The sequence below is a fragment of the Daejeonella sp. genome (assembly GCF_030684675.1).
Taxonomy (GTDB): Bacteria; Bacteroidota; Bacteroidia; order Sphingobacteriales; family Sphingobacteriaceae; genus Daejeonella.
In genome coordinates this window covers 23,164-38,090 of record NZ_JAUXXZ010000059.1, presented here as the reverse complement: position 1 = coordinate 38,090, position 14,927 = coordinate 23,164, and the positions used below count along the sequence as shown (strand labels likewise).

The 14,927-nt window shown below is 39.1% G+C and carries 12 protein-coding genes; 8 read left to right on the top strand and 4 right to left on the bottom strand.

From position 1 onward, the window contains the following. Positions 1 to 250: 250 nt before the first annotated feature. The 5 genes from purN (at position 251) to Q8M41_RS12605 (ending at position 5,176) form a co-directional block, all read left to right on the top strand. Complete coding sequence (gene purN, locus Q8M41_RS12625; RefSeq protein WP_305365639.1) at positions 251 to 829, top strand: phosphoribosylglycinamide formyltransferase; 579 nt, start codon at positions 251 to 253, stop codon at positions 827 to 829. 167 nt (positions 830 to 996) lie between these two features. Continuing rightward, positions 997 to 2,523, top strand: a complete 1,527-nt coding sequence (purH, locus tag Q8M41_RS12620) for a bifunctional phosphoribosylaminoimidazolecarboxamide formyltransferase/IMP cyclohydrolase (RefSeq protein ID WP_305365638.1) — start codon at positions 997 to 999, stop codon at positions 2,521 to 2,523. Positions 2,524 to 2,621: 98 nt separating this feature from the next. Then, positions 2,622 to 3,644 (top strand): rod shape-determining protein, encoded by a 1,023-nt coding sequence (locus Q8M41_RS12615; protein ID WP_305365637.1) that lies wholly within the window; start codon positions 2,622 to 2,624, stop codon positions 3,642 to 3,644. Positions 3,645 to 3,833: 189 nt separating this feature from the next. Beyond that, positions 3,834 to 4,661: a rod shape-determining protein MreC gene (gene mreC / locus Q8M41_RS12610; RefSeq protein ID WP_305365636.1), complete on the top strand. Its 828-nt coding sequence runs from the start codon at positions 3,834 to 3,836 to the stop codon at positions 4,659 to 4,661. After that, complete coding sequence (locus tag Q8M41_RS12605; RefSeq protein ID WP_305365635.1) at positions 4,661 to 5,176, top strand: rod shape-determining protein MreD; 516 nt, start codon at positions 4,661 to 4,663, stop codon at positions 5,174 to 5,176. The genes mreC and Q8M41_RS12605 overlap by 1 nt, the downstream gene beginning before the upstream one ends. Positions 5,177 to 5,191: 15 nt before the next feature. On the opposite strand, the gene Q8M41_RS12600 is transcribed toward Q8M41_RS12605, so the two are convergent. Next, positions 5,192 to 5,617 (bottom strand): DUF983 domain-containing protein, encoded by a 426-nt coding sequence (locus Q8M41_RS12600; protein WP_305365634.1) that lies wholly within the window; start codon positions 5,615 to 5,617, stop codon positions 5,192 to 5,194. Beyond that, entirely contained in the window at positions 5,595 to 6,494 is a 900-nt protein-coding gene (locus Q8M41_RS12595) for an AraC family transcriptional regulator (RefSeq protein ID WP_305365633.1), read from the bottom strand. Before Q8M41_RS12595 ends, Q8M41_RS12600 begins: the two co-directional genes overlap by 23 nt. A gap of 291 nt (positions 6,495 to 6,785) precedes the next feature. Here Q8M41_RS12595 and mrdA point away from each other — a divergent pair, with 291 nt between their 5' ends. Further along, a complete protein-coding gene (gene mrdA / locus Q8M41_RS12590) occupies positions 6,786 to 8,693 on the top strand; it encodes a penicillin-binding protein 2 (RefSeq protein ID WP_305365632.1) in 1,908 nt (635 codons plus the stop codon). Then, positions 8,686 to 9,945, top strand: a complete 1,260-nt coding sequence (gene rodA / locus Q8M41_RS12585) for a rod shape-determining protein RodA (protein WP_305365631.1) — start codon at positions 8,686 to 8,688, stop codon at positions 9,943 to 9,945. Before mrdA ends, rodA begins: the two co-directional genes overlap by 8 nt. Here the strand turns inward: rodA and Q8M41_RS12580 are convergent. Then, a complete protein-coding gene (locus tag Q8M41_RS12580; protein WP_305365630.1) occupies positions 9,938 to 10,843 on the bottom strand; it encodes a hypothetical protein in 906 nt (301 codons plus the stop codon). The genes rodA and Q8M41_RS12580 overlap by 8 nt on opposite strands. A 194-nt stretch (positions 10,844 to 11,037) precedes the next feature. Here Q8M41_RS12580 and Q8M41_RS12575 point away from each other — a divergent pair, with 194 nt between their 5' ends. After that, entirely contained in the window at positions 11,038 to 11,616 is a 579-nt protein-coding gene (locus Q8M41_RS12575) for a thymidine kinase (protein WP_305365629.1), read from the top strand. 442 nt (positions 11,617 to 12,058) lie between these two features. Here Q8M41_RS12575 and Q8M41_RS12570 read toward each other — a convergent pair whose 3' ends face one another. Next, positions 12,059 to 14,866, bottom strand: a complete 2,808-nt coding sequence (locus tag Q8M41_RS12570) for a S8 family serine peptidase (protein WP_305365628.1) — start codon at positions 14,864 to 14,866, stop codon at positions 12,059 to 12,061. Between the last annotated feature and the right edge of the window lie 61 nt (positions 14,867 to 14,927).

Genomic DNA, 14,927 nt, shown 5'->3' with positions numbered 1-14,927 from the left:
AGTGATTAATTTGGAGATTTGAAGATGAGGTGATTTGAAGATGGGAGCAGAATAAGTTTGGCAGATTGATTTTAATTAACTAATTAACATAATCGACAAATCACAATCATTTGCTAATTTTCAAATTTGCTAATTTGCTAATTCCTCACATCGACAAATTGTCTAATTGACAAATCGATAATTGACAAATTGATCAAGATCATTTCCATAAAACCTCCAAAATAATATCTTTGTTAAAAATAGAATAATCTTGAAGAAACGTATCGCAATTTTCGCATCAGGGTCAGGGTCAAATGCTCAAAAGATTATGGAGCATTTCAAAAAACACATGGATGCTGAGGTTGTCATTGTTCTGACCAATAATCCTGAAGCCTACGTTTTGCAACGTGCCGATAATTTTGAGATCCCATCGCATATATTTGATAAGCATGAATTCTACAAAACAAACAATGTGGTTGATCTCTTAAAAAATCTTCAGATTGACCTGATTGTTCTGGCCGGCTTTATGTGGCTGATCCCACAAAATCTATTAAAAGCCTTCCCAAACAAGATTATCAATATCCACCCTGCACTGCTTCCCAAATACGGTGGAAAAGGTATGTATGGCGACCGGGTACATCAGGCAATTCTTGATGCCCATGAGGAAGAGTCGGGTATCACCATCCATTTTATTGACGAACATTTTGATGAAGGTGAAATTATTCATCAGTCGCGTTTCAGGATAGAAGCAAGTGATGATCTTGAAATGGTCAAATTCAAGGGCCAACAATTGGAGCATTTACACTACCCGAAAGTTGTAGAGCAATTGCTGAAAAAGATGAAGTCTTAGTTTAGTTTTCTCAAGCCTTAATCGAAACATCAAACAACAAATATTTTTGAAATAGCTGAAGCACCTGCCTCTTCTTATAAATCATCCTCTGCAGCAGATTTTTCACTAAAATTTTCATGGCAAACCGATCAAAAAAACTATCTTTGCGCTTTTAGAATTAAATATCAATGAGCCATCCTGTCAAGATCAAAAACGCCTTAATTTCAGTCTATTACAAAGATAATTTAGAACCTCTAATCCGCCAGTTACATGAACAGGGTGTGATATTTTATTCAACAGGAGGTACTGAAAAATTTATTCGCGAACTTGGTACAGATGTGATTGCTGTTGAAGATCTGACCGGATACCCATCAATTCTGGGCGGACGGGTAAAAACCTTGCATCCAAAAGTTTTCGGAGGCATCCTGAACCGCAGGGAAAATAAGGAAGATAAAGCCCAGATCTGGCAATACGAAATTCCGGAAATTGATCTGGTAATTGTTGACCTCTACCCTTTCGAAGAGACTCTTAAATCAGGAGCTTCTGAGGCCGATATCATCGAGAAAATTGACATCGGAGGTATATCGCTGATACGTGCTGCAGCCAAGAATTTTAATGATGTGGTCATCATTGCTTCTAAAGACGACTATAAAACTTTAGGCGATATTTTAACTGAAAACGGGGGCTATACTACTCTTAGTCACCGTAAGGCATTTGCACGTCAGGCATTTAATGTTTCATCTCACTACGATACCGCGATCTTCAACTATTTTAATCAGGAAGATCCTTTAACTGTTTTCAAATACAGTGAACAAAAGGCCAGTACACTTCGTTATGGTGAAAATCCACATCAAAATGGTGTTTTCTATGGTGATTTGGATAAAATGTTCGACAAACTAAATGGTAAAGAACTTTCCTATAATAACCTTGTTGATGTCGACGCTGCAGTTGCACTGATTGATGAGTTTGATGAACCAACTTTTGCAATACTTAAACACACCAATGCCTGCGGAATTGCAAGCAATGAATCCATAATTGAGGCATGGAAGGCGGCGCTTGCCTGTGATCCCGTTTCTGCTTTTGGGGGCGTCCTGATTTGCAATCGTGAAATTGATGCAGAAACAGCTGCTGAAATCAATAATCTGTTTTTTGAAGTGCTTATTGCCCCTTCATTTGCAGAGCCTGCAAAACAACTATTAACTACTAAGAAGAATCGCATTCTGCTTAAAAGAAATGATGTTAAACTGCCCTTAAAGCAGTTTAAAACATTGTTGAATGGAGTAATTGAACAGGACAAAGATATGCTGATGGAAACAGCCGCAGAGATGAAACCTGTTACTGAACGTAAACCAACTGAGCAACATGTAAAAGATCTGGTGTTTGCAAATAAGATCGTAAAACATACCAAATCAAATACAATTGTACTTGCCAGAAATTCTTGTTTGATTGCAAGCGGGGTTGGTCAAACCTCCCGTGTCGATGCCCTTCAGCAGGCTATTGTAAAGGCAAAGACATTTAATTTTGATCTTGCAGGAAGCGTTATGGCTTCTGACGCATTTTTCCCTTTCCCCGACTGTGTTGAAATTGCTGCCGATGCAGGAGTTGTAATGATCTTACAACCCGGAGGATCAATTAAAGATCAGGAATCAATTGATATGGCGAATACCAAAGGTGTGGGTATGGTCACCACAGGCATCAGACATTTTAAACATTAATAGAACTCTTTAAATAAAATCATCGGGTTTTATACTACCATGATTGATAAAAGAGTTTATCTTAGTAAATACATTTTCAACACGATAAGAAATAGCTAATGGGATTATTTAATTGGTTTACACAAGAGATTGCAATTGACCTGGGTACAGCAAACACTCTTATAATACATAATGATAAAGTTGTGGTAGATGAGCCTTCGATTGTGGCTTTTGACCGTACTACGAATAAGGTGATTGCTATCGGGCGACAGGCTATGCAGATGGAAGGTAAAACCCATGATAATATCCGAACTGTCAGGCCATTAAAAGATGGCGTAATTGCCGACTTTAACGCGGCTGAATACATGATCAGGGGGATGATTAAAATGATTAACAACGGCAAAGGCTGGTTTTTCCCATCCCTTCGTATGGTCATCTGTATCCCCTCAGGTATTACTGAAGTTGAAAAACGTGCGGTACGCGACTCTGCTGAAATTGCCGGAGCAAAAGAAGTTTACCTGATCCATGAGCCAATGGCTGCAGCTGTAGGTATTGGTATTGATGTGGAAGAACCGATGGGAAATATGATCATTGATATTGGTGGAGGAACAACAGAGATTGCAGTTATTGCACTTTCCGGAATTGTCTGTGATCAGTCTATCCGTGTAGCGGGGGATAATTTTGACAGCGATATCGTTCAATACATCCGTAGACAACATAATATCATGATTGGTGATCGTACCGCTGAGAAGATCAAAATTGAAGTTGGTGCTGCTCTGCCTGAACTATCGGATCCTCCTGCAGACTATGCTGTGCAAGGCCGTGATTTGATGACTGGTGTACCTAAGCAAATCACAGTTTCGTATACCGAAATTGCACATTGCCTTGATAAGTCGATTTCAAAAATAGAAGAAGCCATCTTGAAAGCATTAGAGATCACCCCTCCTGAACTTTCAGCTGATATTTATCAGACTGGTATTTATTTAACAGGTGGTGGTGCATTATTACGTGGCTTAGATAAACGTATTGGTGCAAAAACCAAACTTCCTGTACATGTAGCAGAAGATCCACTGCGTGCAGTAGTACGGGGAACAGGCATCGCCTTAAAGAATATTGGAAACTTTAAATTTTTAATGCAATAAAGTTTTAAGTAGTAGGTTTTAAGTTATAAGTTCTTAAATCCTACTCATTGAGTATTAAACTCAAGTATCTTATTTCAATAGCTTGAAAACTTTTAGATATAAAGTCATAAGTAGAACTGTTAATCAACAAGACTTAAGACTTATAACTTATAACTTATAACCTACAACTTATAACCTATAACTTTAAGTATGCGTAACCTCTGGCTTTTCATCAGTAAGTACAACGCATTTTTTTTGCTCGTAATCTTCTTCACCATCTCACTGATCCTGCTGATCAATAATAATTCATATCAGCGTGCCAGTGTATGGAACTCATCTAATCAGTTAGTTGGAACTGCCTATGAACGGGTAAATGAGTTCAGCAGCTACCTAGTTTTAGGAAAAACCAACGATAGTCTGGCAGCAGAGAATGCCAGGCTTAGAAATCTCCTTAAATCATCTTATTATGATGATAGTGTCAAACAGATAACAGTAAAAGACAGCGTACTTAAACAACAATATACTTACACTGTAGCGAGGGTAATCAATAATTCAGTACACCAAAAGAACAATTATTTAACAATCAACCGGGGCAGCAAGCATGGGATAAAGAAAGGAATGGGTGTTATTGCTTCAAGCGGAGTCGTCGGTATTGTATTGAATGTTTCCGAGAATTTTTCAACAGTACGGTCCCTGCTCCACACCGAAACTAAAATCAGTGCAAGTGTAGATGGAAATATCGGCTCCCTGGTCTGGGGAGAGGGAAATTATGACTCCAGATTTGCCCTTTTGAAGGATATCCAAAGCCATTTAACGATTAAAAAGGGGACAAGAGTAATCACTTCAGAGTTCTCACTTTTTCCTCCGGGCACAAATATCGGTTATGTAACCGACTCAGATACAAGGGATGGAAACAGTGCCCTTAACATTCAGGTAAAACTGGATATCGATTTTGCGAAACTACAGTACGTTTATGTGATCATCAATCTGCTTTCTGAAGAACAATTGAATTTGGAAGCTCAAAATAAAGTTGAATAATGGGACGGGCAGTGATTATAAATAGTATCCGTTTTATTCTGCTGATTGCCACACAGGTATTTCTGTTTAAAAATATTGGGTATTATAATCTAAGCATTCCCTATCTTTATATTCTGTTTATTCTCTTGCTCCCATTCGGAATACCCAATACGCTGCTTTTCGTGCTGGCCTTCTTTACCGGTATTACAGTCGACGTTTTTTACGACACACTTGGTCTGAATGCTATTGCCTGTACCGTAATGGCTTTTGTAAGAATTGTATTTATTTCTGTAACTGTTCAGCGCGATGGTTTTGACAATGAACCAGAACCCAGCCTCGGAATAATGGGATTCAGATGGTTTATCTTTTATGCGGTCATCCTAACCTTCTTTCACCATCTGATCTTATTCAGTTTCGAAACCTTCAAATTCTCAGAACTTGGTTTCACTTTGATTCGCGTTGTTCTGAGTACTTTTTTTACAGTTTTCCTGATTCTGATCACTGAGTTTGCCTTCTTCCGCAAGAAAATCAGGTAATTTTTCGTTGGATCTTTATACTTTCTGGTCTGCTCCCATGGCGGGAACATAATTCAAACCCGGAGTCATATAATGAAGCAATAATACTCTTGAGTATCTGAAATTAAAAGGTGCAAGAATAAGAACTATGGGGAAAATTGTAGCCATATATAACCATGGGCTCTCCGTATTCCCTGTGATCAGATAGGTCAGAATTCCTGCAATGATCATTTGTGCGACATTTAATGCATAAGAGATAAACATCGCAACGTAAAAATACCCTAACTCCCTTTCGTATTTCAAGCCACAATGTGGACAGTTTGTATGCATTTTCTGGGCTTTAAATCCATACATAGAATTTACAAACATGTCGCCCTTCCGGCAACGGGGACATTTCGAGTTTATAACAGCACTAATTTGCGAAACCGCTTTCGGTTCATCACCTGGATTGATCGTTTTCATATTGATTATTTAAACTTTTTCGCCTGAATTCCTCGGGACTAATCCCAACATTTTTTTTAAAGGCCCTGCTGAAATAGGAATTATCAACAAAGTTAAGATGACTCGAAACTTCGCTGATAGTCAGGTCGGGATTCATTAATAGTCTTTTAGCTTCCAGAAACAGCCTGTCCCTGATTAATTCACCTGCAGATTTTCCCAATAAATGATTGCATAAAGCATTCAGATGATTGGGAGTAATGAACAAGAGTTCAGCATATTCTTTGGGCAATTTCAGATCAGCATAATTCTTCTCAATAAGCACTTTATAGTTTTTCAGGAGAGTATGATTCCTGGAAGCAACTATCTCATGATGTGGAAAGTTATTTAATCGTGATACAAGAATAAAAATTTGCATCAGCAAAGCCCGAACGAGAGTAAGTCCGGATAACCTGTTTCCTAAATTTTCATCCAATATCTCCTCAAAAATTAGCCTGACCTTCAATTCAAGTTCATCCGGCACTTGTATCACAGAATCTGCTGCAGCGCCACTGAAAAAAATAAAATCATTCAGAAGATCAGGCTTTAATAAGAACGACTGAAAAAAAGAAATGGAAAAATTTATAACATAACCCTCAACAGGCCCTTCAAAATTCCAGTTATGAACCTGCCCGGGAATCATGAAATACATCTGATTCGCCTTCACAGGGAATGTTTGAAAGTCGATACTATGAGTCCCCTTACCTTCTTTAAAAAGAACTATGTGATAAAAATTGTGACGGTGTGAATAATAAAGATCTTTATGAGTATCCCAATATTCTGATAAACGGGCTACCAGAATATCCTCATGCCTAAACTCCGAAAACGAAGTTATGTCATAAACAGGAATATCACTTTTCATATTTACAAATGTACTGAATGCAACTAGCCTATTATGGCATAATTCATTGTATTAATGGTGTTTTTTACTTTATAACTGTGATATTGAAGATTTAATAGTGTTTAACGGCCTTATAATTCCTTTTAATAAATAAGCTTAAATATTTAGATATGGCGTATGTCCGCAGAATAAATTCTTTCTTACTTTTACGGTTTAACAGATTATATGTAAAAGGGTAGTTCCGCCCGAATAGTATCTTTGTTAAAAAAGGGCCTTTAGGTAGAAATTAAAATCTTTATTTGATCAGAATTAATGAATAGTTTTTTTGCGAGAAAGTTTGTAGTTCAGGGAATCTTCATCGCCATAACCATAATTCTGCTCATGCGTCTGTTTTATATACAGGTGATCAGCGATGAGTACATTCTCTCTGCAGAAAATAATGTGATCAGAAGATTACCCATTTATCCTGCACGCGGAGTTATTCTTGACAGGAATGAAAATATCCTGGTACAAAACGAGCCTGTTTATGACCTGATGGTTATTCCCAGGGAAGTAAAGCCATTCGATACAATTGAATTCTGTAATCTGATCGGAATTGATAAAAAAGGATTTGACAGGAGATTCAAAAAGGCCCGATCCTATTCCCCATACAAAGCCTCTATTTTTGAGAAGCAGCTTTCCGTACAGATTTATGCATCCTTTCAGGAGAAGCTGAGTAATTTTCCGGGATTTTTTGTTCAAAACAGAACGGTTAGAAGATACCCGGATAGTATCGCAGCCCATTTTCTGGGTTATATCGGAGAGGTTAATCAAAAAGTAATTGAGAATTCTAAAGGCTTTTACAGTCAGGGAGATTATCATGGAATTACTGGTATTGAAAAGTCCTATGAGGAATTATTAAGGGGGCAGCGGGGCGTACAAAACCTGATGGTTGATGCATTAAACCGACCAAAAGGAAATTATGCAGATGGAAAATATGATACTGTAGCAGTTGCAGGTGAGCATATGATCTCCTCCCTGGATAAGGATTTACAGAAACTGGGAGAGCAATTGATGAAGAACAAGATTGGCAGTATTGTGGCAATCGAGCCTTCAACAGGAGAAATATTATCATTTGTCAGTAGCCCGGGTTATGATCCAAATTTGATGGTTGGCCGTCAGCGAGGCAATAATTACATGGCCCTGCTCAACGATACATACAAGCCAATGTTTGTCCGCCCAATTCAGGCAGAATATCCTCCAGGCTCAATTTTTAAGGTAGTTAACGCTCTGGTTGCCCAACAGTTCGGATTAATTAATGAGAATACTTATTTCTTTTGTCCGGGTGGCTACCGTTATGGCCGCCAGGGTTTTATGGGCTGTACTCACGTCCATGGATCAATTGGGCTGAAAGGTTCGATTACAGAGTCATGCAATACTTATTATGGTTATACCTATGCCAGAATGATTGATCAGGCAGGTATGCGGCCAGTAAATGCCTATAAAAAATGGCGGGCAGCCGTTTCTGCGTTCGGGATCGGAACTGCACTGGGAATTGACCTACCGGGAGAACGCAATGGACTCCTCCCTACTTCGGATTTCTATACCAAACGCTTCAAAAACGACAGATGGGGTTCTGCTTTTACGATATCTTTATCCATTGGTCAGGGCGAGTTGGGAATAACCCCACTACAAATGGCAAATGTGATGGCTATTGTTGCCAACCGCGGTTTTTTCTATAAGCCACACCTTATTAAGGCAATTGGTGATGAGAATGTAATTAAAGAAGAATTTCTGAAAAAGAATAGTGCAGGTATTGATCCTGCGTATTTTGATGTGATTATAGATGGAATGAGTGCGGTAGTAAACCAGCCCAGCGGTACAGCCTGGTACTCACGAATTCCGGAAATTGAAATGTGCGGCAAAACTGGTACAGTACAAAATCCGCATGGAAAAGATCACTCGGTTTTTGTGGCATTTGCACCCAGAGAAAATCCCAAAATTGCAATTGCAGTAGTCGTAGAGAATGCAGGGTTCGGAGCAACCTGGTCGGCACCAATTGCGAGCCTGATGGTTGAAAAATACATAAATAAAAAAATCAGCAGACCAAAAGCTTATATGGATCGACTGATTGACGCGAACCTGCTACCAGGCTCAGCTAAAGTGATCAGGAAGCAGGATTCAGACAGCACCAGGAATAAAACAGTTTTAACAGAAGCGAGGGTAAAATCCAATGAATAATCAACGCAGCCTCTTTTTTAATGTAGACTGGTTTATCATATTAACCTATCTAACCCTGTGCATTATTGGCTGGTTCAACATCCATGCTGCAGTTTATGATCCAATGAATCCGAGTATTATTGATCTGGATACAAATTATGGTAAACAACTGATCTTCATTATTTCAGCATTCATTATTGGCTTCGCTATTCTGCTGTTTGACAACAAATTTTTCAATACTTTTTCACCGGTATTCTATGGTATTACCATTTTACTTCTGATACTTGTGCTGATCATTGGTCGTAATGTAGGAGGAAATCAGGCATGGATTCCTATCGGCAGTTTCCGGCTTCAACCCTCAGAATTTGCTAAATTTGCTACCTGCTTATTACTTGCCAGATACCTTAGCTCGGGTACCATTAAAGTGCAGGAGTTCAGAACCCAAATAACTGCGGCATTTATCATACTCCTTCCAACTGCGCTTATTTTGCTGCAACCTGATGCTGGTTCCGCACTGACCTTCAGTTCGCTTATTTTGGTACTGTACCGCGAAGGGCTTTCAGGCTATTTTCTGGTTATTGAGGGACTTTCAATAGTACTCTTTGTACTTACGGTTTTATACAATAAATACGTAGTGCTTGTTGGTGTCATTGCCCTGGCAGCTACCCTCATCTATTTTTATCGAAAAAGCAGAAAGTCGTTAACTATCATCGGTTCAGGTTTTTTATTTTCTGTCTTATTTATATTTTCTGTTGATTTTGCCTATAACAAGATCCTGAAACCTCATCAAAAAAACCGAATTGATGTTATTCTTGGAAAGGTAAATGACCCGCGTGGAATAGGATACAATTTAAATCAATCTAAAATAGCAATCGGATCAGGAGGTTTATGGGGGAAAGGATATCTTCAGGGCACACAAACCAAATATGATTTCGTTCCGGAACAAAGTACCGACTTCATCTTCTGCACTGTAGGTGAGGAATGGGGTTTTGCTGGTTGTTTCCTTGTAATCAGTTTATATCTCTTCCTTTTGATACGGATAGTAAATATTGCGGAACGTCAGCGATCTTCCTTTGCGAGGATCTATGGCTACGGTGTGGCCTCAATATTGTTCTTCCACGTTTTTATCAATATTGGAATGACCATCGGATTAATTCCGGTGATTGGTATCCCTCTCCCATTTTTAAGCTACGGAGGATCTTCCTTATGGAGTTTTACGATCCTGCTATTTATCCTGCTTAAATTTGATTCTAACAGAATGGGAATTATCTAGAAAATCGCTGGTTCAGAATTTCGTAGAACTTATCTGCAACATTTTGCTTCTCAGCCCAGTTATTCTTGGAAGAATAGTTTTGCTTAAGGAAATTATCAGCAGACTCAAAACTTTCAAAACGATTCAATATCTCGATGGCTTCACTATAAGCCAGACTGTAGCCATTGAAAAGATCTCTTACAAATAATAATTTATCATTCAGATTGATCAGACTTTTCAGATCTTTTATCTGCCGTTGAGCAAACTGGCTGGAGACTGTACTTTGAGAAGCCTGGGATGCAAGTATCTCATTGATTGTAAGTGGTTGTACTTCAGCATCAGACTCTGTTGTTATGTTAGTCTGTTCTTGAATTTTACTTTCTTCAAATATTCCGAACACAGGATTTAAATCAGCTTCAGGTAGTACTTCTTCAATTTGTTTTGAGTCTGAAGATTCTTCAATTTTCATTTCAGAATCATTCTCAGGCTGGACTTTCAACTGAGTTTTCTGCTCAATTACTTCCATTTCTTCCTCAGTGAGTGGACGATCAAATAAATCATGTGCATTCTTCTCTTCATACTCGAATGACTGGACAGATTCATCCTTAATTTCAAATTTCCACTCAGGAATAGTCAATTCAGTTTCCTCTTCAATTATAAGGTTTTCAGCAGGTTTCTCATAGATTATTGGCTCAGAAGTTACGGATTCAGCAGACTCTGGATCAGGCTTATGCGATTTGAAATTAAGACTAAGTTTCTGAAGAATTGTAATATGATCGGATAAAAAATCTGCATTGGCAGCAAAAAGCTCGAGTTCAAGTTCATTCAGATTTTCAGGATCCTGGGACAGATATTCATATTGCTCATTTAATTCTGCAATAATGACGGCAACTTTCTTAAAAATTTCTTTCTTATTCATTCTAATTCGAATATTGGGGCGAATGGATCGAATCAACCCCAAAATGATATCATGGCAAAAAAGCCACAATCAAATATAAGCACATTTATCAAAAATATTGACTAATTATTGGTGATAGAATCGCTTTTCTGTACTCTTAAATCCATTTAAAATCGGATATTAGCGATAAGAAAAAAGACGAACAAACAAGCAGAATGTTATTCAGCGAACACAACTTTAAACGGAGAAAAGAACTTAGCGGAAGCATTGAAGTCATCTGCGGATCAATGTTTTCAGGCAAAACAGAAGAACTGATCAGAAGACTTCGACGTGCCCAGATCGCTAAACTGAACGTTGAAATATTCAAACCAAAAACAGATACCCGCTACGATGAAAACTCAGTGGTATCCCATGACCTTAACTCCATTCAATCTACCCCGGTTGAAAATGCCGCCTCGATTCTTCTCCTGAGTTCAAACACTGAAGTTGTCGGAATAGACGAAGCCCAATTCTTTGATGATCAATTGCCTGATGTATGCAACACTTTAGCTAACAGGGGAATCCGGGTAATTATAGCCGGACTGGATATGGACTTTCAGGGTAAACCTTTTGGGCCTATGCCCGAACTGATGTCAATTGCCGAAGTGGTAAACAAGGTGCATGCCGTTTGTTTGCAGTGTGGCGGACCTGCAACTTATTCATACCGTACTGTCCCAAGCGAATCGAAAATATTATTGGGTGAAAAGGAGAGTTATGAGCCGCGCTGCCGGATCTGCTTCAATACCAAGGCCTGATTCCCATAAACAATTTACTCCATTACTTAATATATTTCCGGCAGGAGTCTGTTCCATAGTTTTTGTCCTGTAATGATAAGGTATATTTAATATAACCTGAGTTCCAATATAAAATCTTGCTTGGCTATTTTAAATGGTTGATAGTCCTTTTGCTGGGCTGCCCGTCCCAATGAAATACAGCAACGGGTAAAATAAACCTTGCCGGAGGAGGTAGCTTCCGGCTATCGGAAATTTGAATCAGAACGCGATTTCTTGCCGGAACTACTCCAAAGGAAAGGGCTGAACCAGCCTATAACACACAGGTATTGATTTCTAAAACCTAATCATTGCGACTCCAGAGGCTTAACTAACCAATTATAACCTCATTATTTTAACCTTCCTTATATCAAACTCAGGTTATATGGACTTGTAAATGTTTCATAATCTTAACAGGTTTATTAACCTATTTTGTAACCAGCAATTTAAGTGTCTTTTCTTTGCCTTCAAACTGCAGCTTGTAAAGGTATAAACCAGATTGAAGTTCAGAAAGATCCAAATTAACACGATAAGAACCTATTGCCAGATTATCTCTGATTAATTCTCTGACCGGCTGACCCGCTGCATTATACAAGATCAGATTTGTAAGACCGGGGCGGCTCAGGCTAAAATCAATTACCGTTTGATCGAGTCCTGGATTTGGGAAGTTTTGGCTGAGCACAAATCCGTAGTCGACATCAGCGCTTTCAGATTTGTTTAATTCATCATATTTCTTTTGTGCTGCAACAGCGCTGGCTTGAAGATCAGTCAGTGAATCCCCAGCTATCAATGCAAAAGCTACTTTAACAATTCCATTTATCGGGACAGTAAACGGCCCATAGCCACTGACAAGTAAAACATCATAACCGTCAGGAACATTCTCGCCCAAACCTGTACTCTTAATTCCGGCAGAAAGTGTCTGATATTTCTCGGCAATACTAAATTCACCATCAGCAAAAATCGGATCGGCCGGAACCTGATTAGCAAGGGGGTAGTAAACAGCTTGTCCGGTTGTGCTAAGAAGTTTAACACCTGCATAATATGTTCCACCATGCCTGCCGTAAACATAAGCCAATCTGTTTGCAGCATCGTATTTTGTAACATCCCTGCCAATCTGATCGACGTCCCAGTCCGAAAATAAACCAGCATAAATACCGTTTAAAACTGTTTGCCCGGCATTACGAATTTCATATTCGGAAATAATATATTTATCATCCGGCATAGGTGCATAGGCCGTCTGGCTATGCCTGATATGCAGGTTCAAGCGATTTGGACTCCCGGAATCATCAAACTCCGAATGTCCCAGAAATGCAGCTTTGGTAACATCATCTTTGAAAACCCTAAGCTTTTTAACAAAATGTTGATCTGCAGTTCCGAAACCCGACCTCGTATTATTTGAAACCGCCGAAGCAGAGTTTCCAATCATCAGAGATGCCTCCACTAGTAGAGGCTCAGACTTATAAATAAATCCCAAGCCATCCTCGCCATCACTATCAGCATAGCCGATACGGCCATTACTGCTAATGGTAGAACTGACCTGATTTACATTAACATTCATGAAATCCCTGGCTACACGAACCTGAAATTGCTCTGTACTCTGATAATTGCTGCCAGAAGAATAATTTATACTGAAATTGACAAGTTCATTATCCGGTGTACCAGGTCTGACATATAGCCGAAAAGGTCCAATCATTGTCTTCAACTCTTTAGTCCCGATGCTACTGACCACATATTGCTGATTTATGATCTGAATATTCGGATTAGTCGTAAGCAGCTTTATTGCAAGTCCGGAGGCCGGTGATAAAAAATTCCTGATATCCAAAAAAATAACTAAGGTATCACCAGCAGGTATTGATCCATTACCTTTATCATTAAGCGTAATTTTCTGATATTTTATTGAAGGTAAAGTCTCGGTAAGTGCCCTGAATACATTTAACCGACCATGTCCCAATTGACCTGCCAGGCCCGGATTAAGCTGATCAATATTATCTGAACTAACTTTCAATTGCTCAGCTACCTGAAACATATCAAAAGCTGGAAATCGTGACCTGACTAATGCCGCTGCACTTGAAACCATTGGAGTTGAAAAAGAGGTTCCTGCAACCAGACCATATTTATTGCCATTTTTGCTTGAATAAACTACTCCGGGTGCCGATATGGAAATATGGCTGCCATAACTTGAAAAATCATTCTTTTTATCATTCAGATCCACTGCCGACACTCCGAGCACACCTGCATAAGCGGCGGGGTATTCGGGTGCAGAACTATTTGAATTTCCGGCACAAGCAATAATAAGGCTTCCCTTTGATACAGCATAGTTCACAATATCCTGGCCAAAGGAGGAACCATTGGGTCCACTGAATGAGCAATTAATTATATGGGCACCGTTATCCGCTGCATATTTAATTCCCTCATAACCCTTGTAAATAACTGTAGCATTATTATCAGCGCATACTTTTACAATCATTAATTTAGCGTTGTAAGCGATACTTGCGATACCAAGTCCATTATCTGAAACGGCCGAGGCGATACCGCTAACACTTACCCCATGATCTGTTGAATCACTACTCACATCAGGATTGTTATCCACCTGCGGGTTAGACCCACTTAAGCCAACAAGGTCTATTCCCGGAAATATAATGTTTGCTTTCAGATCAACATGATCCATATCAGTCCCTGTATCCACAATAGCAATGATTGTATTGGAAGAATTTCTAATCAGATCCCAGGACTGCTCTGCCTTCACTTGCTTAAGCTGGCTTTGAAAGCCTGAAAAAAGCGGATCATTGGGAGTATAGGAAACATAATGAATGTAGCTTGGCTCAGCGTATTCAATATCGGGATTCTTCAGTAATTCATTGATTACTTTCTCTATTCCCTGCTTTGAACTGAACCTCAATTCATAAATTCTGTCAAGCCCAACCGTATCTTTAATTGCCATTCGCTGAATCGCCGCGGAACTGATTGCTTTTACTGAGTTTTTAAAAAGCTGATTGATATTAAGTTCAGAAGCTTTAATATTCATATTTCTTAAACTTGAAGCTGAACTTGCAGAACGTATCTGAGCTGCAGTACTCCCCTTGCGGAATTTAACGATGATCACATCCGGTAAATAGTCCCTTTGACTTATTCCCTGAGGCAGCTTAAATGAAGTCCTTCGGTTAATTCCAGCACCATTTTGACCAAACGCTGTAAGAACGTGGAAGCAACAAAACAGGAATAACAGTCTCTTCATCGGTAGGGTTTACCAAAAATAGCAAAATCAGCAAAGAATGCACACTCTGCTGTTCAATATA

Excerpts from the sequence above, each read along its gene's own strand:
- purH (WP_305365638.1), top strand. The coding sequence starts at position 997 with ATGAGCCATCCTGTCAAGATCAAAAACGCCTTAATTTCAGTCTATTAC.
- Q8M41_RS12615 (WP_305365637.1), top strand. The coding sequence starts at position 2,622 with ATGGGATTATTTAATTGGTTTACACAAGAGATTGCAATTGACCTGGGT.
- mreC (WP_305365636.1), top strand. The coding sequence starts at position 3,834 with ATGCGTAACCTCTGGCTTTTCATCAGTAAGTACAACGCATTTTTTTTG.
- Q8M41_RS12605 (WP_305365635.1), top strand. The coding sequence starts at position 4,661 with ATGGGACGGGCAGTGATTATAAATAGTATCCGTTTTATTCTGCTGATT.
- Q8M41_RS12600 (WP_305365634.1), bottom strand. The coding sequence starts at position 5,617 with ATGAAAACGATCAATCCAGGTGATGAACCGAAAGCGGTTTCGCAAATT.
- Q8M41_RS12595 (WP_305365633.1), bottom strand. The coding sequence starts at position 6,494 with ATGAAAAGTGATATTCCTGTTTATGACATAACTTCGTTTTCGGAGTTT.
- mrdA (WP_305365632.1), top strand. The coding sequence starts at position 6,786 with ATGAATAGTTTTTTTGCGAGAAAGTTTGTAGTTCAGGGAATCTTCATC.
- rodA (WP_305365631.1), top strand. The coding sequence starts at position 8,686 with ATGAATAATCAACGCAGCCTCTTTTTTAATGTAGACTGGTTTATCATA.
- Q8M41_RS12580 (WP_305365630.1), bottom strand. The coding sequence starts at position 10,843 with ATGAATAAGAAAGAAATTTTTAAGAAAGTTGCCGTCATTATTGCAGAA.
- Q8M41_RS12575 (WP_305365629.1), top strand. The coding sequence starts at position 11,038 with ATGTTATTCAGCGAACACAACTTTAAACGGAGAAAAGAACTTAGCGGA.
- Q8M41_RS12570 (WP_305365628.1), bottom strand. The coding sequence starts at position 14,866 with ATGAAGAGACTGTTATTCCTGTTTTGTTGCTTCCACGTTCTTACAGCG.